Here is a 25,122-nt window from a genome sequence, read left to right on the forward strand (position 1 = left end):
CGTGTTGATCAGTGGCGACAGTAGACAAGCCGCCCTAGACTGGATCCATCATGAACATTTCTGAAGTTTCACCGCCCGAACCGGATCTTGCCCCGCAGATCGCCGCCCGGTTGAAACGTAATTCCGATGGGCTTCTGCCGGCTATCATTCAAGATGCTACGACCCGCGAGGTCCTCATGCTGGGATACATGAATGACCAGGCATTGCATCTGACCATGACCACCGGTCGCGCCTGGTACTGGTCGCGTTCCAGGGGCGAATACTGGCGTAAGGGTGATACTTCAGGCAACGTCCAGCACGTCGTCTCAGTGGCCCTTGATTGCGACGCCGACACCGTATTGGTTCAGGTCCATCAGTACGGACCCGCATGCCACACCGGTACGCCGTCCTGTTTTACCGATCGGGAACTTCCCGTGACCGGCACCAATTCCTCCGCAGACCAGATGAAAGAACCCGATGCGTGATATAGGCCCAGTGTTTCCTCCTCGAGAAACATTTCATGAACTTGCAGCAGCCGACCACAAAGTGATTCCGGTAACCACCACGCTACTGCCCGATGCGCTCACCCCGGTGGGCATTTACCGGCGCCTGGCCAATGACGCTCCGGGCACCTTCCTGTTGGAATCCGCTGGCCAAGACGGCAACTGGTCGCGATACTCATTCATCGGTGCTGGCACTGCCGCCACTTTGACCGAAAAAGATGGTCAAGCATTCTGGCAGGGTCAGGTCCCCGCCGGGGTCCCTGCCACCGGGACCCCGCTCGAGGTATTAGAAGAATCGCTGAAATTCTTAGCCACCGATGTACGTTCCGATATTTCCAGTACTCTGCCCTATCTGGTTTCCGGGTTCGTCGGGTTCCTCGGCTGGGATACGGTACGCGCATGGGTTGAACTCGGTGACGGCCCCACAGATGACTTGAATCTGCCGTCCATGGCCATGAACCTAGTCACCGACCTAGCGATTCATGACGCCTTCGACGGCACCGTAACCCTGGTGGCCAACGCCATCAACTTCGACGGCGAAGCTACCGGTGTTGACGCAGCCTACGATCGCGCTGTTGCTCGCCTGCAGGATATGACTCAGCGCTTGGTGGAGCCGGTTGCTGACCCAGTTTCGATTGCTCCGCCCGGCTGGTTAGACCGAGATTTTTCTCAGGACATTGAGCACTCCTGGCCCGAGTGCGAGTTCCTCAACGCGGTACGCAAAACCCAACAGTCGATTCGCGACGGCGAAGTCTCCCAGCTGGTGATCTCTCGTCGGTTCACCGCACCAACGACAGCCACGGCACTTGACACCTACCGGGTCTTGCGAGCCATTAACCCCAGCCCCTACATGTTCCTCTACACGTTTGACTACCCGGATCGCGACGGTGTGTACCATCTCGTGGGTGCCTCACCGGAAACTCTGGTTTCGGTGAAAGATCAGCGCGTGTTGACTCATCCGATCGGTGGCTCCAAACCCAAAGACCCAACGCGCAGTATTCGGGCGATCAGCGAAGAACTCCTGGCGGACCCCAAAGAACGCGAAGAACATCAGCAACTCGTGGACTTGGCAAAGTCAGAACTATCAAACGTGTGCGCCCCGGGGACTGTAGAGGTCTCGGACTACATGATCGTCCAACAGTTCTCCCACATCTTGCACATCGTTTCCACCGTGGAAGGTGACATCGCGGCCAACACCAGCGCACTCGACGTCTTACGCGCGAACTTCCCGGCAGGCACCCTCTCTGGCTCCCCGAAGCGCCGAGCACTGGAGTTGTTAGACACATGGGAACCACATGCACGTGGACCATTTGGCGGCACCGTGGGCTACTTCGATCTGGCCGGGAACATGGATATGGCCATTACGATCCGCACTGCGATCATCAAGGACCAGATCGCCTATCTACAGGCCGGAGCCGGGATCGTCGCCGAGTCCGTGCCCGCCACTGAAGCAGATGAGACACTAACCAAGGCAACCGCTGCCATTCGTGCCGTACTGGCCGCCCAGCAGTTGCAAACCATCGAACCGAATGATCCCCACTAGATGACGACACCACAACCAAGCCAAACGCCGCTGCGCTCCCAAGGCATCAGTCGCGGTATGACCGTGATCATCATTTTGCTCGGTGGGGTGCTCGCGCTGATCGGCGCAACGCAAACCTGGGTGACAGCCACCGGATTTGAAGCCGCGCATATCAACAGTGTCCAGTTATCTGGTCAGGAGGCCTCACCGGTCATCACTGCCATGGCGCTGGTGATTGTTGCTGCCGGGGCAGCGCTTTCCATTGCCCGCCATATCGGACGCTGGATTATCGGCATTGTGATCGTCCTGGCTGCCGTCACCATGGGGTGGGTGACCTTGAGTGTGCTGACCAATCCGCTGGGCGCCGTGGCACTGAAGATTGCTGAAACCACAGGCACCACGGGCGTTGAGCACATTGTTCCGAACATCGAAGTGTCCATGCTGCCCTGGTTGACGATCATTGGATCGCTGATCGGCGCCGTCGGCGGAGTCCTCGCGCTAATCGCAGGGCGCAGCTGGCCGGTGGGCAAGACCAAAAAATATGACGTCGGTGCTCAACAGCGCGCGCAGGGGGAGGGACCGCTTGATGAAATCGACACATGGGACGAATTATCCCGCGGCGAAGATCCGACCTAAATCCTGTAGTAGTTCGTGTTCTGCACTGGGCCGGCAGAAAAAATGGCACAATGGAACACATATCATCGCTAGCAACTTGAGGCTGCCGGAAATATCCTGGCTGACAGAAAGGCAACACCCTTATGGCTAACACCACAGATGAAATCCAAGTCGACGAATACGGCCGTATTCTGAACGACCCCACCCACGATGAGTCCCCAAGTCACGGCAACTCACCGGCTGCTTGGGCACTGGTTGCCATGGTCTTGGTCGGCTTGGTCATCGCAGGTATCGGTTCGCTTGCTTCAGCATGGATCGTCATGTGGGTCGGTATCGTCATTGCCGTCCTGGGCGCGCCAGTTGGATTCTTCATGCGTCTCGCCGGTAAAGGTGCCAACGGAGAATACTCCTAAATGACCCGACCCAACCCCACAACCGGAACGGTTCTCGACAGTATTATCGATGGCGTCATCGAAGACATGGACGCCAGAAAAGCCAACACGCCGTTGGCGCGCATGCAGCAGCTCGCAGCAGAAGCCTCACCCGCACAAGATGCGTACGTGGCACTGGCCGGTGGCCGAGACAATTCAACCGGTGTCAATATCATTGCTGAAGTGAAGCGTTCGTCACCGTCTGCTGGTCCACTGGCACAGATCGACTCTCCCGCAGAACTGGCTGCCCAGTATGAAGCTGGGGGAGCGGCTGCGATTTCGGTCTTGACCGAACAGCGTCGCTTCAATGGTTCGTTAGCAGACTTTGATGCCGTTCGCGCCCGCGTCAACATTCCGTTGTTGCGCAAGGATTTCACTGTCGATGAGTACCAGATTTATGAAGCTCGAGCTCATGGTGCCGACCTCGTCCTGTTGATCGTTGCAGCGCTCGACGACACGCAACTGCGTGACTATCTTGCGCTCACCCACGAACTCGGCATGAACGCGCTGGTAGAAACGCACACGCTTGCAGAAATCGAACGTGCTGCGGCCCTTGAATCCAGGATCGTGGGTATCAATGTGCGCAACCTCAAGACCCTCGAGGTCGATACCGCCCACTACGGTACGCTGGCAGACCAACTGCCCGAAAACGTCGTGCGAGTCGCAGAATCTGGCGTCAAATCCGCCAGCGATGTGGCAATGTATGCTTCTCAGGGTGCCGACGCAGTGCTGGTAGGCGAAGCGCTGGTGAAGCATGGCGAGCCCAAACAGGCGATCGTCGACTTCCGACAAGCCAGCAGATCATAACCACCTTTACGCTGCCTCGGACCTGGTGCCGGGGCGGTTGTCGTATTTGGAAAGACAATTCATGAGCGTCCCAATGGATACACCACAGTCCGGTTCTACTTCGCATGAGGGAGCCTTCCGAGATCAAGAAGGTCCATACTTCGGCAAATACGGTGGCCGATGGATGCCAGAATCTCTCATGGCAGCACTGCAGGAGGTCGAAGAGACTTTCCGCGAAGCTATCGAAGATCCCGAGTTCATCAAAGAACTCAATGACCTGTACGCCAATTACATCAACCGCCCGTCCTTGCTGACGGAAGCAAAACGCTTCGCCGAGCCATATCCGGGCGTGCGTATCTTTTTGAAGCGCGAAGACCTCAACCACACCGGTTCGCACAAGATCAACAACGTGATCGGCCAGGCACTGTTAGCCAAACGCATGGGCAAGACCCGGCTGATCGCCGAAACCGGTGCCGGACAACACGGGGTAGCCACCGCAACTGCAGCAGCACTCTTTGGGCTGGAATGCACCGTCTACATGGGTGAAGTCGACACCCAGCGCCAAGCGCTCAACGTTGCCCGCATGGAAATGCTCGGCGCTGAAGTGATCGCCGTGAAAGTCGGTGCGCGCACCCTGAAAGACGCGATCAATGAGGCGCTCCGCGACTGGGTAGCTTCTGTCGATACCACTCACTACTTGCTCGGCACGGTGACCGGTCCGGCCCCTTTCCCTGAGATGGTTCGCTATTTCCACCAGGTCATTGGTCAGGAAGCCCGCGAACAGTCCCAGGCACAAACCGGCAAGCTGCCCGATGCCGTCATTGCCTGTGTCGGTGGCGGTTCCAACGCCATTGGTATCTTCCATGCTTTCCTCGATGACACAACCGTCGGTCTCTACGGCATGGAAGCCGGCGGTGCCGGTGTTGATACTGGGAAACACTCCGCCCCGATTACTCTGGGACGTGTCGGTGTTTTGCACGGAGCACGCACTTATCTGATGCAGGATGAAGACGGTCAGACCATCGACTCGCATTCGATTTCTGCCGGCCTCGACTATCCGGGAGTCGGTCCAGAACACGCTTTTCTGCATGACTCCGGGCGCGTGGACTACCAGCCGGTGTCAGACTCCGAGGCGATGAACGCTTTCAAAACCCTCACGCAATCCGAAGGCATCATGCCTGCGATCGAGTCCGCCCACGCGCTGGCCGGTGCGCAACGTCTGGCCGAACAATGGGTCAAAGACGGGGTTGTCGACGCTGACACCCCTGAAGCCGACCAGAAAGTTATCATTGTGAACCTGTCGGGTCGCGGTGATAAAGACGTTAGTACCGCCGCCACCTGGTTCGGTATGGTCCCCGAAGATCAAGCCGGACGTGGAGAATAGATAGATGTCAGAACAGATTCGCTCACTCACCGCACAAAAAATTGAACAAGCTCGCGCTGAAGGTCGTACCGCATTCATCGGGTACATGCCAGCCGGGTATCCGACCATCGAAGAATCCATCGAAGCCGCAGTCCAGCTGGGCAATAACGGTGCCGACATCATCGAAATCGGATTGCCCTACTCCGATCCCGTGATGGACGGCGAGGTCATTCAAAAAGCCACCGCCCAAGCGCTGGAAAATGGGTTCCGCGTGGCTGATGTGTTCCACATTGTCAAAGAAGTCACCTCCCGTACCGATGCCGCCGTCGTCATCATGACCTACTGGAACCTGGTCGATCGCATGGGTGTCGACGAATTCTCGCGCCGGTTCGCTGAAGCCGGAGGAGCAGGCCTTGTGACCCCCGACCTGGTGCCAGAAGAAGCGGCCGAATGGTTTGAAGCTTCCGATAAATACGAGCTGGACCGGATTTTCTTGACCGCCCCCTCATCACCGGAAGAACGAGTCAAACTGACCGTCGAGTCTTCCCGAGGATTCGTCTACGCGGTGTCGGTCATGGGCATTACCGGGGCACGCCAGGAAGTCTCTGATGCCGCAGAACGCGTCGTCCAACGTACCCACGCAGCCGGTGCGCCACGAGTCTGTGTCGGACTGGGTATCTCTGAACCAGAACACGTCGCCGAAATCGGCTCCTATGCTGACGGTGCGATAGTAGGTACAGCACTGGTCACCGCCCTGCGTGATGGTGGGCCAGAAGCCGTCGGTGAGATCACCCGCCGTCTGGTAAGCGGAGCAACCAAAAACTAGCGATACGCCCCTACCTCTAGGACACAACGCCTTATGCAGCTTGCAGCCCTGATGGCAGCCATCCCGCCACCGCCGCTGGATGGATTTGAAATCGGTCCCTTCAAGGTCCATATATATGCACTGTGCATTATTGCCGGGGGCATCCTGGCATTCTGGCTGGGTGGTAAACGGTGGGCTGCCCGCGGCGGGAGAGCCGAAGAAATGCATGACGTCGGCCTATGGGCCGTGGTCTTCGGCATCATTGGTGCACGTCTCTACCATGTGTTGACCGTGCCAGATGTCTACTTCGGGCCCGGCTACGATGGCACGGGTGACTTATCGAAGATTTTCGCCATCTGGGAGGGCGGTATCGCCATCTGGGGCGCGATCGGTGGTGGCGCCCTAGGTGTCTGGATCGCGTGCCGCCGTTACGGGATCCGTATGCCGGCCATGGCTGATGCCATTGCTCCGGGGATTCTGTTAGCTCAGGCTGTGGGCCGCTGGGGCAACTATTTTAACCAAGAACTTTTCGGTGAACCCACCACTGCGCCATGGGGACTAGAGGTCGACGCCGACCACTATAACTTCCCCACAGGCTTACCTGCCGATACACTCTTCCACCCAACGTTTCTGTACGAATCGCTATGGAATCTTCTCGGCGTGGCCGTGCTGTTGTTAATTGACCGACGCTTCAAACTGCGCAATGGCATGATGCTGTGGTCGTATATCGCGTGGTACACCCTGGGTCGCATTCCCATCGAATCCATCAGGTTGGACCACGCTCAAGAATTCACCATTTTAGGCATGACCGCCAGAACAAATACGTGGACCTCGGTCCTCATGTTTTTGATCGCAATAGCATTACTCATCTACACTTTCAGGCTGCGACCCAGAACGCCCGAACAATGGGCCGAAGCCAATAAAATCTACCGTGACGACCGTGAAGTCCCGGAGCAAGTTTCAACTCCTGACGTCGTCGATGACGCGGCCGACAATGCGCCCGTGACTTCCGATGACGACGATCCAGATAAGCGGAAGATATGATGGGTGACATGACCAAGGTCATGGTTATTATCGCTATTCAATGATTAACTTCCGTGTGGTCGAACCCTAGACTTGCCCATATGAGACATGCGAAGATCGTCGCCACATTCGGGCCTGCCACGCAGGGATATCAAACCACCAGTGAACTAATCAAGGCCGGTGTCAACGTTGCCCGGCTGAACTTCAGTCACGGGGATCACGAGGTCCACACGAGTACCTTTAACACCGTGCGCCAGGCCTCATCTGACCTCGATGAGCCGGTTGCGATTTTTGCTGACCTCCAAGGCCCGAAAATCCGTCTGGGCCGTTTCGCCAACGGACCACACCTGTTGGAAGATGGCGACACTTTCACGATCACCACTCGGGACGTCGAGGGTACCCAGGACATCTGCTCCACCACCTTCAAGGGCCTGCCCGACGACGTTGAAGTCGGTGATCAGCTGCTCATCGACGATGGCAAGATCCAGCTTCAAGCCATCGAAGTCACCGAAACCGATGTCATCACGAATGTCGTCATCGGTGGGGAAGTGTCCAATAATAAGGGCATCAACCTCCCCGGCGTAGCCGTGAACATCCCAGCGTTAACTGATAAAGACAAAGAGGATTTGCGCTTTGCTCTGAAACTCGGGGTCGATATGGTCGCCCTGTCGTTTGTGCGTAGCGCCAAAGACATTGAGCCCGTCCATCAAATCATGGAGGAGGAAGGCCGCCGCATCCCAGTGATCGCCAAACTGGAGAAACCCCAGGCGGTGGACAACCTCCAAGAGATTATTGACGCCTTCGACGCAATCATGGTGGCCCGTGGCGACCTCGGAGTTGAACTCCCCCTGGAGCAGGTACCGGTTGTCCAGAAAAACGCGATTGATCTTGCCCGCCGCTGGGCCAAGCCAGTCATTGTTGCCACTCAGGTACTGGAATCCATGATCGAAAACCCGCGCCCGACTCGTGCGGAAGCCTCCGACTGTGCCAACGCGGTCCTGGACGGGGCAGATGCGGTCATGCTGTCCGGCGAAACCTCGGTTGGTAAGTACCCGGTACGAACGGTCCAAACGATGGCGAAAATCATCAAATCCACTGAAGAGCATGGGCTAGAACGCATGGCGCCCCTGGGCACCCGGCCTCGTACCCGTGGGGGAGCGATCACCCGCGCCGCCGTGGATATTGCACGCTCATTGGACATCCCGTTTTTAGTCGCCTTCACCCAGTCGGGTGACTCCGCCCGGCGTCTGTCGCGTTTGCGTGCACCGCAGCCGATTTATGCATTCACCCACTCGTTTACCACCGCTAATGTGCTGTGCTTGTCCTGGGGCGTGGTGCCAAAGGTCGTGCCATTCAAGGACTCTACCGACCAAATGACTGAGCAGATCGATCACGAACTGGTCAAAAATGGGCTGGCCAAACTCGATGACTTAGTCGTGATGGTTGCTGGTTCTCCTCCGGGTGTGCCAGGGTCCACCAACATGCTCAAAGTGCACCGTATGGGCGCAAGGACGGCCGAAATTGATCCAGCCCTCGTCGACACCGCAGTAGCACCGGCAGCCCACCGCTGGGATGCCGTATCCGGCTGGTCCCCAATGTAAAACCCTACGACAAAGTGTTGCCCAGCTGGTCAATGACCGTTTGGGCAACATCTTTCATCGTCAAACGACGATCCATCGAAGTTTTTTGGATCCACCGAAATGCTTCAGGTTCGGTAATATCCAGTTTTTGCTGCAGTAATGTTTTGGCCTGATCCACCAGTTTGCGAGTCTCAAACCGGACCGTCAGATCGGAGATCTCCGACTCAAGTGTCACCAGTTGGTCGAATCGCGCCTTGGCCAATTCGATGGCGGGCACCAGATCGGTTTCACTAAATGGTTTGACAATATAGCTCATCGCGCCAGCCTGTGTGGCCTGATCAATGAGGTCCCGCTGGGAAAATGCCGTGAGGATCACAACCGGCGCTATGGAATGCTGGGCGATATACCGAGTGGCTGAGAGGCCATCCATGACCGGCATCGAGATGTCCATCAACACGACGTCGGGTTTGAGATCTTCTACCAGTTCAATGGCACGCTGCCCGTTCTCCGCCTCGCCAACGACCTCATAGCCTTGTGCAGTGAGCGTTTCAACGATATCTAATCGGATGATTGTCTCGTCTTCCGCTACCACAATACGTATCGGTTGGGTTGGCTCAGTGTCTGGCATCGTAACCTCATATCGTTGGTGCCACGGGGCAGGATCAGTGGATCATTCTACGTTAGAAACCAGATGGTCCCCGTTTGGTTATTCCAAAAACTTGTGTAAAATAGGTCAGGTGCCTAGCCCGAATGGCGGAATTGGTAGACGCGTTGCACTCAAAATGCAATATCGAAAGATGTGTGGGTTCGAGTCCCACTTCGGGTACAACTGCCAAGCCTCTGCAATCGATCCACGAGATCGGTGCGGAGGCTTTTTCTCGTCAAAGAACCCCGTATACGAACAGTTGTGACACCTCGAAGGGATGGGCGTCATGTCGACGGCCATGACGATTTTGAAACTGTAGAGTGTCCTATGACAATATGGTCTGGTGCATAAAATGCTTATGCACGTTTGATTCTGTTCCCCGATATGAAACTCACACCGGCGGTTCGAAGATGAACTGCGCAGGTGCCTGCGGAGAGGTGAAGCACCGTGCTGCTACTAGCGGTCGTATTCAGCCTGGTCGCAGTCATCCTGGCGGTTCCGCTGTCACATTGGATGGGGCGATATGCTGGCTGGCTTTTGTGGATTCCCTTGGCCGCCTCGGCCTGGACGCTGAGCCAAGCGTTTGCTTCATCGGCCGGGGAGGTTATTGAGTACTACCCGTGGATTCCGGATTTTTTCAACGTCGGATTCCACCTGCGCCTTGACGGTCTCTCACTGATCTTTGGTTTACTGGTGACGGTCATTGGTGCCGGCGTGCTGTTCTATTCAGCAAAATACTTGGGCACAACCAAAATTACGAGCTTTTATCTGGGCATGACCACTTTTGCACTAGCCATGCTGGTCTTAGTCCTAGCCAATGACGTGATGCTGCTCTACGTTGCATGGGAAGCAACCACGCTTGTCTCGTTTTTCCTTATCGCACGTTCTGGATCACATGCCCGGAAACCCGCGGTTCGAACTCTTCTGGTAACCATTCTGGGTGGCCTAGCGTTGCTCGCTGCCGTCGCGGTCATGATCGCTGCGACCGGGACAACCGTGATCACCGAGATCCTGGTTTCTGATCTGTGGACACAATCCACACCGGTGAATTGGCTTATCATCACCCTGGCCATCGCCGCATTTACCAAATCAGCCCAATTCCCATTTCAATCGTGGCTACCGGACTCGATGGTGGCCATCTCACCGGTCTCGGCGTATCTCCACGCCGCAGCGATGGTCAAAGCAGGCATTTACCTGCTTTTGCTCTTCTCACCGGTCCTAGCCGGGAACACCTTATGGCTGGTCTTGCTCGTATCATCGGGACTGCTGACCGCACTGATGGGAGCCGTGTCAGCACTGCGTCGTTACGACCTCAAAGAACTCTTGGCCTATTCCACCATGTCACAATTGGGCTATCTGGTAGCTCTCATCGGCCTCGGAACGCCTGCAGCGCTGACGGCGGCCATTGTCCACACCATCGCCCACGCACTGTTCAAATCGGCATTATTCCTTGCGGTCGGGGTGATTGACCACGAGACCGGAACCAGGGACATGCGCATGCTCACCGTCCGCCGAATGGTCATGCCCGCGACCCTGCTGGTGATCATCTTAGGCTCAGCATCCATGGCCGGGGTGCCACCACTGTTGGGTTTTGTGTCAAAAGAGTCACTGTTCGCCGCATTTCTGGATGCCGACCTCCCCGATGGGGTCATGATACTGCTCACCGTCATCGTGGTCTTGATCGCGATTTGTACATTCACCTACTCGGGCCGACTCGTTTTGGGCGCCATGGGACGCTACCGATCACCAAAGCACTGGATCAACACGCCCCGTGGCACCGGGGCCAACCGTCACACTGCCAGCGAAGCCTCCGCGACGTTCTGGGGTTATCCTGCCGTCAACGCATTTCTCTCACTAATCCTAGGGATCGCCCCGTTTATGTTGACCGGCATCGTCGCCGCAGCGGTATATGCCGTCACTGGTGTCGGACTAGACCTGGAATTAGCGCTGTGGCACGGCGTCACGCCCGCATTGCTGCTGTCAATTCTGGTGATTGGACTGGGGGCAGTGGCCGTGTGGTATTTGCCGGTCATTGAAGCATTCCTGGTGCCCCGCCCGCTGAGCTTCTCAGGTCTGGGGGTCGTGGAGAAACTCCGCCAGGCAACTATCGAAATTGGCGCCACCGTCAGTTCATGGACTTCGGGGCTGAACCCCGGTCGACACCTGGCGGTCCCATCAGTACTGCTGGCGGTTCTCGCGCTGGCGGGTTTCTTGACGATCGACAGTCTGCCAGCCCAACAAGAACACCTCACCCGCTGGTCCGACTGGCTGCTCGTCGCAGTGGTCGCAGTCGGCGTCATCGCAACCATCCGCGCCCGCACCCGCGTAGCAGCGATCGCCGTGCTTGGGACCGTGGGCTTTGCAGTCACCCTGTGGTTTTTTGCACTCGGTGCGGTCGATGTTGCCCTGACCCAGCTGCTCGTCGAAGTCCTCACCGTCGTCGTCATGGTCTTACTGCTGCACCGGTTGCCCAAGACCTTTGGTACAACCGACAAGCTCTCCAAGGTGGGCTTAATCGCAGCGATCGCGGCCGGTACTGCGGCCTTTGCCGGAACCTATGCCCTCACCGGACGACGCGGCATGTCCGAGCCAGCCCAATACTTGACCGAACAAGGCACCGAGGTCACCGGCGGCAATAACCTGGTCAATGTCATCCTGGTGGAATTCCGTGCACTCGATACCCTCGGCGAACTAACCGTCCTGGGGGTCGCGGGCGTCGCCGTTGCCGCACTGTTGGCCTCACGGACGCCGAATCCGGTGCGTCAAGCCACCATTTTGAAAACCTCTCCACTGTCCGACCCCTTCGATAACTCCGCCTATCTGCGAACGTTTTCCAAGATCGCAGTTCCTATCCTGATCGTGTTCAGCCTCATCTTATTGGTGCGCGGACACAATGAGCCCGGCGGGGGATTCGTAGCGGCCCTGCTCACCGGTGCAGCGTTTGCGCTGTTGTACTTGGCGGCACCAACCGACGATGCCGCTCCCATCAGGTGGCCGTATATGGGGCTCACCGGAGCAGGGGTCGCACTCGGGTCAGCCGTGGGCATCTACGGTCTCGTGGACGGATCATTTTTGAAACCCATCTACCTGGACCTCTTTGGTTTTGAACTCAACACCTCGTTGCTGTTCGATGTTGGTGTCTACTTCGCCGTCCTCGGGCTGATCCTGGGTGCCTTTAACATGCTGGGCTCCGAGCGCGGCCTGGCCAAAGCCATTGAAGTGGCCCCCGAATCGAAGACCGATATCTCCAACCCCAACACCAAACCGACCGAGCGCGTCCGCGAGCGGGAGCGTGTGAAATGACCCTGGCCCTCACCGTTGCAATCCTGACTGCAGGCGCCGTCTACCTCTTTACCAAACGCGAGATGCTGCGCATTATTTTAGGCTTCGTGTTGATCGGGCACGCAGGCAATCTCATCCTATTTGCTGCCGGCGGTACCGACCGCCGCACCGAGGCCTTCCACCCATCGGCCGACCCCTCGGTTATGGCGGACCCGCTCCCGCAGGCCTTCGTGCTGACCGCGATCGTCATCGCGTTTTCGATCACGGTGTTCATGCTCGTCCTCGCGGTGACCGGTGACAAGACCGACGACACCGCGCAGAAGGTCGAAGAACTCGACGTCGCCGCCGAATCGGCTTCCGACGGCGTCCGACGCATTCCACGCAAAACCAACGGACAGGAGCGGCCATGACCTCCGAGATGATCGGCGCGCTGCTACCACTGTTGGTCGGTCTGCCGCTGCTCGTGGCCGGCCTCTTAGTGATGACCGGGCCACGGCTGCGCCTACACGCCGTCGTGAATTTCGCCACGATGCTGACCATGCTCGGCGCAGCGTGTGGCCTCGTGTATTATTTTTGGGCTCACGACGGCGGCGCCGTGGCCCACCAGGTTGGGCACTGGCCAGCGGGCATCGCTATCCCTTTTGCCGCTGACATGTTCACCGCGCTGATGCTGTCGGTGACCATGATCCTGACCGTCGTGTCGATCTGGTTCGCCCAGGCTTCCCGGGCGGCAAACTCCAGGTACTTCGCACCGCTGGTGCTGATTTTGACGACCGGGGTCAACGGGGCGCTGCTCACCGCCGATTTGTTCAACCTCTTCGTCTTCTTAGAAGTCATGCTGCTGCCCAGCTACGGGCTCTACGTCCTGAGCGCGAACCGCAACCTGCCACTGCGGCGCGTCCACGGGGCACGGTTATACGTCACGATGAACCTGTTCACCTCAACCCTGTACATGATCGGTGTCGGTTTTCTTTACGGCACCGCAGGGTCGGTGAATATTGCGGTGCTTGCCAACCAAGCCCAAACGGATCCGACCGTGGCATTCGCCGGGGCCGTGAGCATCTTCGCCCTGGCCATTAAAGCCTCGGTGGTGCCGGTTCACGGTTGGCTGGCGCGTGCCTATCCGGGAACCTCCCCGGCAATCACCGCACTGTTCTCGGGATTACACACCAAGGTCGCGATCTATGCGATCTACCGGATTTATGCGGTCGTCTACAACGGCGATACTCGATTTTTGTGGATCGGCGTCGTGTTATTTTCCCTGACCATGCTCATTGGCGTGTTCGGAGCGGTCGGAGAAAAGACCACCCGCACGATCCTGGCGTTCCACATGGTTTCCCAGATCGGCTACATCCTGCTCGGCGTCGCACTGTTCACCGAACTGGGTCTGACCGCAGGCATCTTCTATCTGCTGCACCACATGATCGTCAAAGCTTCGCTGTTTATGTCCACCGGCGCGGTTGAAGTCCGCTACGGCACCGGCGTCATCGGGGCATTGGGTGGGATCTCGCGCACCGAACCCGTCATCGCGGTGGCCTTCATGATCGCCGCGCTCTCCCTGGCCGGGATCCCTCCGTTCTCTGGATTCGCCGCCAAATTTATGCTCATCGTCGGTGCGGTTGAGGCCGGCGAAATCGCCGCCGTCGTCGTGATGCTGTTCGTGTCACTGATCACTCTGCTGTCGATGTTGAAAATCTGGACCGGAATGTTCTGGGAAAAAGGCTCGGGTGGCCCCGCAACAAAAACGGGGACCATTATCACCTCAGCCACCCGCGACCCCTACGCTCACGAAGCCTCTTACACTCCTGAACTGGCCACCGAAGCCACCCACTCCCAGGTCACCACGCTCACCGGTGCCCAAACCATTCTGGAATCCGATGAATCTACCGTGCCGCGGCGGCGCATTAACTTTGCCCTGGCCGCACCATCCGTGATCCTGGCCGCCATCACCGTGGCGTTCGGACTCGGCGCACAATTCTTATTGGCACTCTCCGGGATCGCCGCCGACGGCCTGCTCGACACCACCCAGTATGTTCAGGCGGTGTTGACACCGTGAAAACACTGACCTGGTTGCCGCGCTGGATCTGGCTGGTCATCTGGTTTATCGGCCAGATCATCACCTCGTCCTGGGCCGTGCTCAAAGACCTCGCGACCCCCGGCATCGACGCCCACCCCGGCATCGCGCGCGTGCGCACGGACTGTGCTACCGATGCCGAAGTCACCATGCTGTCTGCCATGATCACCATTACGCCCGGAACCCTGACCCTGGGCACCGAACAAGACGCCGACGGCGTCCGCTGGATCTACGTGCACTCGCTCTACGACGGCGACCCGGCATCCGTGGCCGCTGGGTCAATCGACATGCAAAACCACATCCTGGCCGCGATGCGTCGGACCGGTTTCGACCCGCGCACAGTTGATCAAACCAACCGCCACCATCCGAGGAGGGCTACGTCATGACCGCTGTGAACTTCGGCCTGCTGCTCGGGTTGGTCCTTCTGGCCGCCTGCATGATCGCGGTGGCCTACCGCATGATCGCCGCCGACACCGACGCGGACCGTGCGGTGGCCGCCGACCTGTTGATGTTCTCGTTCACCGGCATTCTGGCGCTGCTCGGCGTCATCCTGGCCGGAGCCTTCTTTTTTGATCTGATCCTTGTCGCCTCCGTCGTCGGTTTCCTCTCCGCCGTGTCATTGGCTCGAGCACTGACCAGGGGGCGCCGCTAATGGATACCGCCATACTCGACATCAGCGCCAACGTCATCATCCTGGTTGGCCTCCTCGTATTTGCCGTCGCCGCAATCGGGTTGTTCAAATTTCGCGACGTCTACACCCGCATCTCTGCGGTTGGTACCGCCGCCGGGCTGGGGATCTCCCTGGTTATTGTCGGAGTGTTCCTCATGGCACCGTCCTGGCCTAACTTCATCAAACTGCTCATCATCGTGTTCCTGCAGTTGGCCACCTCTTCGATCGGGACCATGGCCATCGCCCGGTCCGCCTATCTGACAGGCTCCACAATGCAACCCGGCTACTTCGATCACCTGGCCGAAGACCAAACCGATCGCTCCGAGACCGCCCAGCCCGACCACGACGTCGCGCTCGACCACGACGTCTCACTTGCCGATGAGCCCGACGACGCCACCGCAGCCGCGGTCGACGACACGGTACGTGACGTGCGTTAATGCCGCGCCCGGCGCAACTGGGGAGAACTATCGGTGTGGGGCGCACCGGCTCGTTACACTAGATACCGTGACTGCTACCAATAACTCTGCTTCGACGAATTCCAACCGCTTGATGGTCATCGATGGCCACTCCATGGCGTACCGCGCGTTCTTCGCGCTGCCCGCTGAAAACTTCCAGACCAAGACCGGCCAACACACCAACGCCGTCTACGGTTTTCTCAACATGTTGCTGGCCATGATCAGGGAACAACAGCCCACCCACATTGCCGTGGCCTGGGATATGGACACCCCGACGTTCCGGTCGCAACAGTATCCGGAATATAAAGCTGGCCGCGACAAAACCCCGGATGAATTCCACGGCCAAATTGACCTGACCAAACAGGTCATGGCCGCTCTGAACATCCCGAACATCGAAGTCGACGGCTACGAGGCAGACGACATCGTCGCCACGATGGCGACCAAGGCCGCTGCCCACGGTTGGACCGCCCGTGTCGTGTCAGGCGACCGCGATACCTTCCAGCTTATTGATGACAACGTCACCGTGTTATACCCCATGCGCGGCGTCTCCGAGCTGCCACCTTTTGACGCCGACGCCATCGAAGAGCGCTACGGTGTGTCCCCGAAGCAATACCCAGAGCTGGCGGCCCTGGTTGGCGAAACCGCCGATAACCTCCCCGGTGTTCCCGGTGTCGGTCCCGGTTTCGCGGCTCGCTGGTTGAAAAAATACGGCAGCCTGCAGGGCATTCTAGAGAATATCGACGACATCGGTGGCAAAAAGGGCGAGGCGCTGCGCGAGCACGTCGACGACGTCAAACGCAACCGCCAGCTCAACGCCCTGGTGACCAACCTTGAGCTTCCACTAGATCTCGACGACACCGAATTGGTCAACCCGGATCGCAACCTGGTCTCCGAACTCTTCGACGCCCTCGAGTTCAACACCATCCGCGACCGCTTGTTCACTACCTTTGAACAACAACTCGGCCACACCGAAGCCGATGCCGACGAAGATCACGACATGCCTGAAACCACTGTGATCGAAACCCCGGACGCTTTCGCCGCGTTCTTGGACGCCGTGGACGAACCGATCGCCGTGTTCAGTCACATCAACCCACCGGCGACCATTACTCGACGCAAGATCCCAGCACCGGGGGACTACGGCCAGATCCGTGCCTTCGCATTCGCCACCTCACAGGCCACCGCGGTCATCGACTTGGAGACCGCCAGCCACGAGCTCGGCGCCGCCGTTACCAAGTTCTTAGCTGATGACCAATACGGCAAGGTGGTCTACGACCTCAAAGCCATCCTCAAAGCCCTCGCGACCGCACCGGAGGCCTCCCCGGTGCCGGCACAGCCCGACGTCAACACCTCGGTCGTCAATGTCACCGACGACGTCCTATTATCGGGCTATATCCTGCAGCCCGACCGCCGCGGCTACGAGCTGGCCGACCTCGTCCAGACCTACCTGAACACCCGCCTGGATGCCGTGAGTTCTCCGAACAACCAGGGCCAACTGACCATCGAAGGCCTCGACGACGATGCCAACGCCAAATTATTGGCCCAATACGCGCGCAACGCCTGGATGATCCACCGCCTCAATGAATCCATGGATGGCCAACTGGCCCAGCGCGGCGCCGAATCACTACTCCACGACTTAGAAATCCCACTGTCTGTGGTGCTCGCCAAAATAGAGCTGACCGGGATCGCCATCGACCGTCAACGCCTCGACTCGCTGCTCGAAGGCTTCACCAACGAGGTCAATAAGGCCGAGGAGTCTGCTTTTGCCTCCATTGGTGGCCAAGAGGTCAACCTGGCCTCACCCAAACAGCTCCAAGTGGTGCTGTTTGAAACCCTCGATATGCCCAAGACCCGTAAGACCAAAACCGGGTACTCAACCGATGCCGACTCGTTGGCGGATCTGTTAGAGAAAACCGATCATCCGTTCTTGCATAACCTCATGGCCTATCGTGACGCGACCAAATTGCGCCAGACCGTCCAGGGCCTGTTGGACGCAATCGCAGAAGACGGTCGCATTCACACTCGGTTCTCACAGACTGCCGCCGCAACCGGCCGGTTGTCCTCGCTGAATCCAAACCTCCAGAATATCCCCGTACGGACTCCCGCGGGCCGGCAGATCCGCGACATCTTCGTGGCCGGAACGCATCCGAACAGCGACGAACGTACGACCCTGCTGACCGCAGACTACTCGCAGATTGAAATGCGCATCATGGCGCATATGTCCGGCGACGAAGGCCTCATTGCGGCCTACCAGGACGGCGAAGACCTCCACCGTTTTGTCGGCTCGCAAGTCTTCGACGTGCCACCTGAAGACGTCACTACCTCGATGCGTGACAAAGTCAAGGCCATGTCCTACGGTCTAGCCTATGGGTTGAGCTCCTTTGGTCTGTCGAAGCAGCTGCGCATTTCGGTCGATGAAGCCCGGGAACTCATGAGTAGCTACTTCGACCGGTTCGGCGACGTCCAGAAGTACCTGCGCAACGTGGTTCGCCAGGCGCGCAAGGATGGCTATACCCAAACAATGTTGGGACGCCGTCGGTACCTGCCGGATCTACAATCCGATAACCGCCAGTTGCGCGAAATGGCTGAGCGTGCTGCGCTGAATGCCCCGATTCAAGGCTCCGCCGCTGACCTCATTAAGGTCGCAATGCTCGGCGTGCAGGCCCGATTGGAAAAAGAACAGCTGACATCACGGCTGATTCTGCAGGTTCATGACGAATTGATCTTAGAAGTTGTCGATTCCGAAGTCGATGCCGCTGAAGCTATTCTGGTTGAAGAGATGTCCTCTGCGGCCACCTTGGCGGTGCCACTGGATGTCCAGGTCGGCAAGGGTTACTCATGGCATGAGGCGGCGCATTAAGCTGCGGCGGTAACATCCTGTTCACTTCAAGGTCAGCTTGCGGTCAAAATCGTGCAATTAATTTCGCGATTCATCAACAACAGCGCGGGTCTTACGTTGATTTTGACAGGATGGATACCGTACTATATTAAACGTTGCCTATTTTTGGCAAAAATCGTTGTGACTGGTCAACAAGCCATGTCACGAACTCAGTAAGTTTATCAACCATATTAATCCATATCGGAGTCCCTACTACATGACCACTACTAGCAACGCCCCGCAGGTCGCTGTGAACGACATCGGCTCGGCTGAAGAATTCATGGCCGCAGTCGATGAAACCATCAAATACTTCAACGATGGCGACCTGGTGGCTGGCACCGTCGTCAAAGTCGACCGAGACGAAGTACTGCTCGACATCGGCTATAAGACCGAAGGTGTCATTCCTTCACGTGAACTGTCAATCAAAAACGACGTCGATCCTGATGACGTCGTCGAGGTTGGCGATTCCGTTGAAGCATTGGTTCTTACCAAAGAAGATAAAGAAGGTCGCCTGATCTTGTCCAAGAAACGTGCTCAGTACGAGCGCGCTTGGGGCGACATCGAAAAGATCAAGGAAGAAGACGGTGTTGTCACCGGTACCGTGATCGAAGTTGTCAAGGGCGGTCTGATCCTCGACATCGGTCTGCGTGGCTTCCTGCCAGCATCGCTGGTCGAAATGCGTCGTGTTCGCGACCTGGCACCATACGTCGGTCAAGAACTCGAAGCGAAGATCATCGAGCTCGATAAGAACCGTAACAACGTTGTCCTGTCCCGCCGCGCTTGGCTGGAACAGACTCAGTCCGAAACCCGCTCGAACTTCCTGCAGGCACTGCAGAAGGGTCAGGTCCGTACCGGCGTCGTCTCATCGATCGTCAACTTCGGTGCGTTCGTCGACCTGGGCGGCGTCGACGGTCTGGTCCACGTTTCCGAACTGTCCTGGAAGCACATCGACCACCCATCCGAGGTTGTCGAAGTTGGTCAGGAAGTCACTGTAGAGGTCCTCGACGTCGATATGGATCGCGAACGCGTCTCCCTGTCGCTCAAAGCCACTCAGGAAGATCCATGGCAGGTCTTCGCCCGCACCCACGCTCTGGGTCAGATCGTGCCGGGCAAGGTCACCAAGCTTGTACCGTTCGGTGCATTCGTGCGCGTCGAAGACGGCATCGAAGGCCTGGTGCACATCTCCGAACTGGCCAACCGCCACATCGACACCGCCGAGCAGGTTGTCTCCGTCAACGAGATCCTGTACGTCAAGGTCATTGACATCGATCTCGATCGTCGTCGTATCTCCCTGTCGCTCAAGCAGGCCAACGAAGGTGTGGACCCAGAAGGCACCGACTTCGACCCAGCCCTCTACGGTATGGCTGCCGACTACGACGAAGACGGCAACTACAAGTACCCAGAAGGCTTCGATCCTGAATCCAACGAATGGATGGAAGGTTTCGAAGAAGCACGCGCCGCTTGGGAACAGCAGTACGCCGACGCTCAGGCACGCTGGGAGGCACACAAGGAACAGGTTGCCCGTCACCTGAACGAAGCTGCAGAAGCCGCTTCCGCCAGCCCAGCCGACACCGGTGCTGCTTCGTACTCCTCCGAGGACGAAGAGACCCAGGTCGAAGACTCCGGCACTCTGGCTTCCGATGAAGCACTTGCCGCACTGCGTGAAAAACTGACCGGTAACTAACCCGTCAGCCCGTTAGGGCATCGCACGTTCGAAAGGCCGTCACTTGCATGCAAGTGACGGCCTTTCGCGTTGCACCAGACACTTATGAGTCATAAAGACGATTCCCTCTCGGTACACCAGTAGGGAACCCGGCTCATATGGGTGCCACCATCCACGTCGCCGGACCCGTTCTTGCCGACTCCAGTCTGGCGGTTCTACCTGGGGTAGTGCTCATCGCGGCCTACTCTTGGTTAGCGCGCACCGACACCGATCCACTGCTGCGGATTGTGATGCTTCTGCTCGGGTTCGTCCTCATCCGGAACGCAATGACACCTGCCGGTCTCTGGGACGTCGACGTCGTCGACGGCGTCGTCCCGTGGATCCGCATGACCGACAACCCCGTCATCCTGGTTGTCCTAGGGGGCGGAAGCCTGATCCTCGTCGCGGCAACGCTGCGTGACACGACTCTGCGGGCACTCGTCTGGTGGAGCAGACCCAACATCAGCACGCAACTCTTAGGACTTGGCGGTGCACTAGTTGTGGTTTCCGGTCTTTTTCTTTACGGCAGGCGAGTCTTTTTCTTTACGGCAGGCGAGCCCGTTGAAACTCGCGGTTGGTGTTCACGCTTTGGGAAGGCTTGATCTGTGCGTTTCTACGCCTGTGTCGAGGCGTCATCCCCGCGGCTTTGGCCCACGGGCCGCCTCTATGAAGGACTTCATCAGCGCGTAGTCTTTGGTGCCGGGGCTAGATTCGACCCCTGAGGATACATCGATGCCATCTGGATGATATTGCTCAACGACCTCGGCGACGTTGCCGGGGTTCAGCCCGCCGGCCAGCACAAACCGCGCATCGACGTCGTGCACCCACTGGGGGATTTCGGAAAACGTCCCGGTCCCGTGCGATGCATCATAAAACCAATATTCCAGGCCCTCGGTCGATTCCGGGGGAGTGTCTGAGGCCAGCGCTAGGGATTTGACCTCGGCGGACTCGTACAGTTGGACCGTATCGACGTGGTCCTTGAGCGGCTCGACTTGGTCCAGTGTCAGACCGACCGCAAAGGTTTGAATCCTGCCGTTGGCATGCACGAGCAATTCGCGCGCCGTCCCAATATCCACCAGGCGTGGGGAATGCGGGGCACACATCAACCCCATCGCGTCGTAGCCCAGTTCAATCGCCCATTCGAGCTGTTCGACGGTCGTGATCCCGCAGACTTTGACAAACAGTTCAGACATTTAGTGGACTTTCTGTGATTGTGTAACGATAAAGCGCTTATCTCGGGCCAGCTGCAGGGTGGGCCCCACGCGGTGTTGGAGCTGGCGGCGATAGTGTCTTGATGCGTTGAACACGGTCAACAGTACACCACCGGGTTTCAGGGTTCGAGCCGCTTCATCGAAGAGGAAAAACGCAATATCACTGGTGAGTTGCGTTCCCGCGTGAAAGGGCGGATTCAATACGACGATGTCCGCGGAGGCATCGGGCAGATCAACCATGCCGGACTGGTGCATAACACCTACCCCGTCAATCCCGTTGGCGGCCAGGGTCGCCAACGTCGACAACACCGCCGAGGCCGAGTCATCCGTGGCGATGTATCTACCGACCGCAAAGCTGCGCGCCAGTCCCGCGATAACCGTGCCGTTGCCGCTGCCTAGATCCACGACGGTGGCTTGGGCGGTGAACTGTTCGGGCGGTTGAGTTTGGATAGTTTCCAACAGCAATTGTGTGCCTGGGTCCAGGCGGGCGGCGCCAAAGGTCAGCCCGTGGGCTCGCAAGTGGAATGTCTGTCCGGCGACCGTAACCGTATTTTTGCGTGGAAACCTCGGCGGAGTCAGGCCCGTGAGCGCTTTAGGCCGCTGGGCTCGCAAGGCCCTGGCCTTGTGATACCCTCGCGAAGCCGTCACCTCGTCAAAAACACGCTCCAGTATCGGGTTGAACGAGAAGCTTAAGTGTCGTTGCAGCTGACCAGCCAAGAATATGACCTCAGGAGCGGCCCAGCGGGCGACTTGCCAGGACAGTTCTTCCAGCGCTTCGAGCGGACGGGCCAGCCGCGTGACCACGGTGGCCGCACCGGCCAGCACCTCCGGGGTCGGCACGGCGGCAACCGAACCGGTGATGCGCGCATGGGCTGCAGCTAAGCTCGCCGAATCTTGAATAAATCGCACCGGGAGGTCCTGGTCCAAGGTCCAAGCACTCAGCGCACCGGTGACATCATTGATCACCACCATCGGTTCTTCACGACGCCATGGCTCGGCCGTGAACGTCTCCTCTAAGACGCGCAACAGCATCCGATCAACGTTATCGGGCGTTATGTCTTGTGTCATCATCGGGAGAGATCCTGCCATTGAGTTCCTACTGCTTCGGCCACCAGCGCACCCGCCGTCATCGAGGCCAGCCGGGCATTGAACTGCTCCAGGGCGTCGTCGGCGTCATCGAGCCCCACCGTGAGGGTCGCCTGCGGCCCCGCATAATCGGTACCCAGCACCGTGAAACCAGCACTGCGCAACTCGTTTTCGACCCGCCCAACATCGCCGTGGGGAGCACCCAACGCAACCAGCAACATTCGTTGCCGTACCACCAGGGGAGTCTGTTCCAGCGCGGCAACCACCGTATCCGAATACGCGCGCACTAACCCGCCGGCGCCAAGCTTGACCCCACCAAAATACCGGACCGCGATCGCACACACATCCGACAGGTCCGCATACTCCACGCCGTCATGCACCGCCCGATAGTTCGTCAACGCCTGGAGCATCGGCATCCCGGCGGTCCCGGCCGGTTCGCCGTCGTCGGAAGAACGCTGAATGTCGCGATCGGGCCCCAGCACGAACGCCGGCACGACGTGGGTTGCCGCATGATGTATCCCGCGCACCTCGTCAATCCACGCCCTGGCTTCGTCTTCTGATTCCACACGCCGTAACATGCCGATAAACTCAGAGCGGCGAATATCTAGGGTCACCTCAACGGTGTTGCGGTGGGCCACCACGGTATAACGTCGAGTACGAGAATCGGCATAGGACATGTGCCCAAGTCTACCGAAGGAGAATCATGCGTCACCTCGCGCTGACCGGCGGCATCGGTTCCGGCAAATCAACCGTCGCGCAATTTTTCGCGGACCGCGGCGCCACGATCATCGACGCCGATGCCATTTCCCGTGAGCTTATGGAGCCTGGACAGCAGGTCCTCGCCGACGTGGTGGCTACCTTCGGCGACCATCTGCTCGATGAAACCGGTCGACTCAACCGCCAGGCCCTGGCAGATGTGGTATTCAACGACGACGACGCCCGCCAACGACTCAATGCGATAGTGCACCCGGCGGTGCGTGCCGAATCGAAGCTGCAACTGAAACACGCCATCGAAGCGGACCCTGAGCACGCCGTCATCATTCAAGACATCCCGTTGCTGGTTGAGACCGGGCAGGCCGAGAAATTTGACGGCGTGATAGTGGTCCACACCGACATGGCGACGCGCCTGCAACGCCTCAAGGACTTACGCGGCATGGACGCCGACGACGCACGCGCACGCATCGCAGCACAGGCAACCGACGAGCAACGCAACGCCGTGGCCGATTGGATTATTGACAATTCCGGATCCCTGCAAGACACCAAGGCCCAGGTGGCTGCGGTGTGGAAGGAGCTGGTCAACTGACGGGCGCCATGGACACCACCTCGCGTTCGCGGGTTTTTACCGCCAATTCTCTGACACGGATCATCATCGGTTGGGTTGCCGTGGCAGTCCTTGCCGCCACGGCAGACTTCTTGGGCCCTCCACTACCAGGCACCATGTTGCTGGCATTACTCATGGCGGTGGTCGCGATCATCATGGTGTGTTCCTTTGGTGTCGTGACGCAGGCCGAAAAACTTGCCAACCGGATGGGCGACCCCTACGGTTCGTTAGTCTTGACCATTTCGATTGTTCTGATCGAGGTCATTCTGATATCCGCGGTGATGCTCGGCCCGGGAGACCACACGACCATCGGACGCGACTCCGTGATGGCCGTGTCGATGATCATTATGAACCTTGTCGTGGGCGCAGCGGTACTCATGGCCACTAGAAAGTACGGTGCGCTGAGCCATAATCGCACCGGCACGGCCACCTACTCGGCCATGCTGGTCATCTTGCTGGCCCTGGCCTTTGTGATTCCCGGCCAGCTCGACCACGGGGGCAGTTACCCGCCGGGTGTAGCGGTGACGGTGGCCGTGGGAACGCTGGCAGCTTACGGGTATTTCCTCTATCGCCAAATGTTCCAGCAGCCGCAAGACTTCGCCGAAGTCGACCCGATCGGTCGCGCCGCTGCTTGGCACCTACACGAGTCCGCTGTAGAAACCCCACAGCACGACGTCGAACCACCGACCCAACGTCAGCCCATCGGGAAGATTTTTGCGAAGCATCGCACCGAAATTCTGCTGCGGATTGCTGTACTGATCATCACCGTCATCCCGGTGGTGATCTTGGCCCAATACATGGCCGCCTTCCTCGACGATGGCCTAAGCCGGACGACGTTACCAATTGAACTGGCCGGCGTGCTCATCGCCGCGATCGTTTTCTTACCAGAAACCATTACCGCGATTCGCGCCGGTATCGCAGGAGAGCTACAGCGCGTCATTAATCTGTGTCATGGGGCACTGGTCTCGACTGTGTCTTTCACGATTCCTGCCGTATTGCTCATTGGGTTAGCCACAGGTCAGACCGTGATCCTGGCCGAAACCGGTGCCAACGTCGTCCTGCTAGCAGTGACCATGTTGCTCACCATCAATAATTTTTTGGCACCGAGACTCACTGTGATGCACGCAGTGCCCCACCTGATGGTTTTCGGGGTCTATGTGCTGCTGTTGTTCAGCTAGCGGGCGCACGTACCG

At 58.3% G+C, this 25,122-nt stretch carries 24 protein-coding genes and 1 tRNA gene; 21 read left to right on the forward strand and 4 right to left on the reverse strand.

The genetic code is table 11. The annotated features are described in order from the left end of the window. The first annotated feature begins 50 nt into the window (after nt 1-50). The 9 genes from hisI to pyk all read left to right on the forward strand — a co-directional run bounded on the left by hisI (nt 51) and on the right by pyk (nt 8,628). Complete coding sequence (hisI, locus tag FB556_RS06140; RefSeq protein WP_141865830.1) at nt 51-464, forward strand: phosphoribosyl-AMP cyclohydrolase; 414 nt, start codon at nt 51-53, stop codon at nt 462-464. Continuing rightward, nucleotides 457-2,025: a chorismate-binding protein gene (locus FB556_RS06145; RefSeq protein ID WP_141865832.1), complete on the forward strand. Its 1,569-nt coding sequence runs from the start codon at nt 457-459 to the stop codon at nt 2,023-2,025. Before hisI ends, FB556_RS06145 begins: the two co-directional genes overlap by 8 nt. Continuing rightward, a complete protein-coding gene (locus FB556_RS06150; protein WP_141865834.1) occupies nt 2,026-2,640 on the forward strand; it encodes a Trp biosynthesis-associated membrane protein in 615 nt (204 codons plus the stop codon). It abuts the gene before it with no gap. Nucleotides 2,641-2,762: 122 nt separating this feature from the next. Continuing rightward, nucleotides 2,763-3,032, forward strand: coding sequence for an HGxxPAAW family protein (locus FB556_RS06155; RefSeq protein ID WP_141865836.1), 270 nt, complete (start codon nt 2,763-2,765; stop codon nt 3,030-3,032). Next, nucleotides 3,033-3,857, forward strand: coding sequence for an indole-3-glycerol phosphate synthase TrpC (trpC, locus tag FB556_RS06160; protein ID WP_141865838.1), 825 nt, complete (start codon nt 3,033-3,035; stop codon nt 3,855-3,857). It begins immediately after the preceding gene. Nucleotides 3,858-3,930: 73 nt separating this feature from the next. After that, entirely contained in the window at nt 3,931-5,220 is a 1,290-nt protein-coding gene (trpB, locus tag FB556_RS06165; protein ID WP_141865840.1) for a tryptophan synthase subunit beta, read from the forward strand. Nucleotides 5,221-5,224: 4 nt separating this feature from the next. After that, nucleotides 5,225-6,025 (forward strand): tryptophan synthase subunit alpha, encoded by an 801-nt coding sequence (trpA, locus tag FB556_RS06170; protein WP_141865842.1) that lies wholly within the window; start codon nt 5,225-5,227, stop codon nt 6,023-6,025. Nucleotides 6,026-6,058: 33 nt separating this feature from the next. Further along, nucleotides 6,059-7,048 carry a prolipoprotein diacylglyceryl transferase gene (gene lgt, locus FB556_RS06175; RefSeq protein ID WP_141865844.1) on the forward strand — a complete coding sequence of 330 codons (990 nt, stop codon included), beginning with the start codon at nt 6,059-6,061 and terminating at the stop codon, nt 7,046-7,048. An 80-nt stretch (nt 7,049-7,128) separates the two neighbouring features. Continuing rightward, the gene (gene pyk / locus FB556_RS06180) at nt 7,129-8,628 is read left to right on the forward strand and encodes a pyruvate kinase (protein WP_141865846.1); all 1,500 of its coding nucleotides are present in this window, start codon (nt 7,129-7,131) and stop codon (nt 8,626-8,628) included. Between the two features lie 4 nt (nt 8,629-8,632). On the opposite strand, the gene FB556_RS06185 is transcribed toward pyk, so the two are convergent. Further along, on the reverse strand, nt 8,633-9,235 hold the full coding sequence (locus tag FB556_RS06185; RefSeq protein WP_141865848.1) for an ANTAR domain-containing response regulator: 603 nt from the start codon (nt 9,233-9,235) through the stop codon (nt 8,633-8,635). Between the two features lie 116 nt (nt 9,236-9,351). On the opposite strand from FB556_RS06185, the gene FB556_RS06190 reads away from it, so the two are divergent. The 10 genes from FB556_RS06190 to FB556_RS06235 all read left to right on the forward strand — a co-directional run bounded on the left by FB556_RS06190 (nt 9,352) and on the right by FB556_RS06235 (nt 20,913). Then, nucleotides 9,352-9,433: transfer RNA gene (locus FB556_RS06190), tRNA-Leu, on the forward strand. Between the two features lie 267 nt (nt 9,434-9,700). After that, the gene (locus tag FB556_RS06195; RefSeq protein ID WP_141865851.1) at nt 9,701-12,556 is read left to right on the forward strand and encodes a DUF4040 family protein; all 2,856 of its coding nucleotides are present in this window, start codon (nt 9,701-9,703) and stop codon (nt 12,554-12,556) included. Further along, nucleotides 12,553-12,945 carry a sodium:proton antiporter gene (locus FB556_RS06200; protein WP_141865853.1) on the forward strand — a complete coding sequence of 131 codons (393 nt, stop codon included), beginning with the start codon at nt 12,553-12,555 and terminating at the stop codon, nt 12,943-12,945. The genes FB556_RS06195 and FB556_RS06200 overlap by 4 nt, the downstream gene beginning before the upstream one ends. Further along, a complete protein-coding gene (locus tag FB556_RS06205) occupies nt 12,942-14,591 on the forward strand; it encodes a monovalent cation/H+ antiporter subunit D family protein (protein WP_246057242.1) in 1,650 nt (549 codons plus the stop codon). The genes FB556_RS06200 and FB556_RS06205 overlap by 4 nt, the downstream gene beginning before the upstream one ends. After that, nucleotides 14,588-14,995, forward strand: a complete 408-nt coding sequence (locus FB556_RS06210; protein ID WP_170200391.1) for a Na+/H+ antiporter subunit E — start codon at nt 14,588-14,590, stop codon at nt 14,993-14,995. The genes FB556_RS06205 and FB556_RS06210 overlap by 4 nt, the downstream gene beginning before the upstream one ends. Continuing rightward, entirely contained in the window at nt 14,992-15,261 is a 270-nt protein-coding gene (locus FB556_RS06215; protein ID WP_141865857.1) for an MrpF/PhaF family protein, read from the forward strand. The genes FB556_RS06210 and FB556_RS06215 overlap by 4 nt, the downstream gene beginning before the upstream one ends. Then, nucleotides 15,261-15,716: a monovalent cation/H(+) antiporter subunit G gene (mnhG, locus tag FB556_RS06220; protein ID WP_141865859.1), complete on the forward strand. Its 456-nt coding sequence runs from the start codon at nt 15,261-15,263 to the stop codon at nt 15,714-15,716. Before FB556_RS06215 ends, mnhG begins: the two co-directional genes overlap by 1 nt. A 112-nt stretch (nt 15,717-15,828) precedes the next feature. Continuing rightward, nucleotides 15,829-18,591: a DNA polymerase I gene (polA, locus tag FB556_RS06225; protein WP_141866527.1), complete on the forward strand. Its 2,763-nt coding sequence runs from the start codon at nt 15,829-15,831 to the stop codon at nt 18,589-18,591. A 235-nt stretch (nt 18,592-18,826) separates the two neighbouring features. Then, complete coding sequence (rpsA, locus tag FB556_RS06230; RefSeq protein ID WP_141865861.1) at nt 18,827-20,293, forward strand: 30S ribosomal protein S1; 1,467 nt, start codon at nt 18,827-18,829, stop codon at nt 20,291-20,293. A gap of 137 nt (nt 20,294-20,430) precedes the next feature. Beyond that, nucleotides 20,431-20,913 (forward strand): hypothetical protein, encoded by a 483-nt coding sequence (locus FB556_RS06235; RefSeq protein ID WP_211343999.1) that lies wholly within the window; start codon nt 20,431-20,433, stop codon nt 20,911-20,913. Between the two features lie 30 nt (nt 20,914-20,943). Here the strand turns inward: FB556_RS06235 and FB556_RS06240 are convergent, their stop codons facing one another. Genes FB556_RS06240 through FB556_RS06250 form a run of 3 tightly spaced genes read right to left on the reverse strand, consistent with a single transcriptional unit; the run spans nt 20,944 to nt 23,285 of the window. Next, on the reverse strand, nt 20,944-21,504 hold the full coding sequence (locus FB556_RS06240; protein WP_141865863.1) for a phosphoribosylanthranilate isomerase: 561 nt from the start codon (nt 21,502-21,504) through the stop codon (nt 20,944-20,946). Then, a complete protein-coding gene (locus FB556_RS06245) occupies nt 21,505-22,611 on the reverse strand; it encodes a class I SAM-dependent methyltransferase (RefSeq protein ID WP_141865865.1) in 1,107 nt (368 codons plus the stop codon). It lies immediately after the preceding gene. After that, nucleotides 22,590-23,285: an IMPACT family protein gene (locus tag FB556_RS06250; RefSeq protein ID WP_141865866.1), complete on the reverse strand. Its 696-nt coding sequence runs from the start codon at nt 23,283-23,285 to the stop codon at nt 22,590-22,592. Before FB556_RS06250 ends, FB556_RS06245 begins: the two co-directional genes overlap by 22 nt. 26 nt (nt 23,286-23,311) lie before the next feature. Between FB556_RS06250 and coaE the strand changes: the two genes are divergently transcribed. Both coaE and FB556_RS06260 read left to right on the forward strand, forming a co-directional pair. Next, nucleotides 23,312-23,911, forward strand: coding sequence for a dephospho-CoA kinase (gene coaE, locus FB556_RS06255; RefSeq protein WP_141865868.1), 600 nt, complete (start codon nt 23,312-23,314; stop codon nt 23,909-23,911). Nucleotides 23,912-23,919: 8 nt separating this feature from the next. After that, a complete protein-coding gene (locus FB556_RS06260; RefSeq protein ID WP_141865870.1) occupies nt 23,920-25,107 on the forward strand; it encodes a calcium:cation antiporter in 1,188 nt (395 codons plus the stop codon). Nucleotides 25,108-25,122 lie beyond the last annotated feature (15 nt).

The organism is Enteractinococcus coprophilus (assembly GCF_006716305.1).
GTDB lineage: Bacteria > Actinomycetota > Actinomycetes > Actinomycetales > Micrococcaceae > Yaniella > Yaniella coprophila.

Coding starts and splice junctions, on each gene's coding strand:
- FB556_RS06245 (WP_141865865.1), bottom strand. CDS start 22,611: ATGGCAGGATCTCTCCCGATGATGACACAAGACATAACGCCCGATAAC.
- FB556_RS06145 (WP_141865832.1), top strand. CDS start 457: ATGCGTGATATAGGCCCAGTGTTTCCTCCTCGAGAAACATTTCATGAA.
- FB556_RS06200 (WP_141865853.1), top strand. CDS start 12,553: ATGACCCTGGCCCTCACCGTTGCAATCCTGACTGCAGGCGCCGTCTAC.
- rpsA (WP_141865861.1), top strand. CDS start 18,827: ATGACCACTACTAGCAACGCCCCGCAGGTCGCTGTGAACGACATCGGC.
- coaE (WP_141865868.1), top strand. CDS start 23,312: ATGCGTCACCTCGCGCTGACCGGCGGCATCGGTTCCGGCAAATCAACC.
- lgt (WP_141865844.1), top strand. CDS start 6,059: ATGCAGCTTGCAGCCCTGATGGCAGCCATCCCGCCACCGCCGCTGGAT.
- FB556_RS06205 (WP_246057242.1), top strand. CDS start 12,942: ATGACCTCCGAGATGATCGGCGCGCTGCTACCACTGTTGGTCGGTCTG.
- mnhG (WP_141865859.1), top strand. CDS start 15,261: ATGGATACCGCCATACTCGACATCAGCGCCAACGTCATCATCCTGGTT.
- trpA (WP_141865842.1), top strand. CDS start 5,225: ATGTCAGAACAGATTCGCTCACTCACCGCACAAAAAATTGAACAAGCT.
- FB556_RS06235 (WP_211343999.1), top strand. CDS start 20,431: ATGGGTGCCACCATCCACGTCGCCGGACCCGTTCTTGCCGACTCCAGT.
- FB556_RS06150 (WP_141865834.1), top strand. CDS start 2,026: ATGACGACACCACAACCAAGCCAAACGCCGCTGCGCTCCCAAGGCATC.
- FB556_RS06240 (WP_141865863.1), bottom strand. CDS start 21,504: ATGTCTGAACTGTTTGTCAAAGTCTGCGGGATCACGACCGTCGAACAG.
- FB556_RS06185 (WP_141865848.1), bottom strand. CDS start 9,235: ATGCCAGACACTGAGCCAACCCAACCGATACGTATTGTGGTAGCGGAA.
- FB556_RS06215 (WP_141865857.1), top strand. CDS start 14,992: ATGACCGCTGTGAACTTCGGCCTGCTGCTCGGGTTGGTCCTTCTGGCC.
- polA (WP_141866527.1), top strand. CDS start 15,829: ATGGTCATCGATGGCCACTCCATGGCGTACCGCGCGTTCTTCGCGCTG.
- trpC (WP_141865838.1), top strand. CDS start 3,033: ATGACCCGACCCAACCCCACAACCGGAACGGTTCTCGACAGTATTATC.
- hisI (WP_141865830.1), top strand. CDS start 51: ATGAACATTTCTGAAGTTTCACCGCCCGAACCGGATCTTGCCCCGCAG.
- FB556_RS06260 (WP_141865870.1), top strand. CDS start 23,920: ATGGACACCACCTCGCGTTCGCGGGTTTTTACCGCCAATTCTCTGACA.
- pyk (WP_141865846.1), top strand. CDS start 7,129: ATGAGACATGCGAAGATCGTCGCCACATTCGGGCCTGCCACGCAGGGA.
- FB556_RS06250 (WP_141865866.1), bottom strand. CDS start 23,285: ATGTCCTATGCCGATTCTCGTACTCGACGTTATACCGTGGTGGCCCAC.
- FB556_RS06155 (WP_141865836.1), top strand. CDS start 2,763: ATGGCTAACACCACAGATGAAATCCAAGTCGACGAATACGGCCGTATT.
- trpB (WP_141865840.1), top strand. CDS start 3,931: ATGGATACACCACAGTCCGGTTCTACTTCGCATGAGGGAGCCTTCCGA.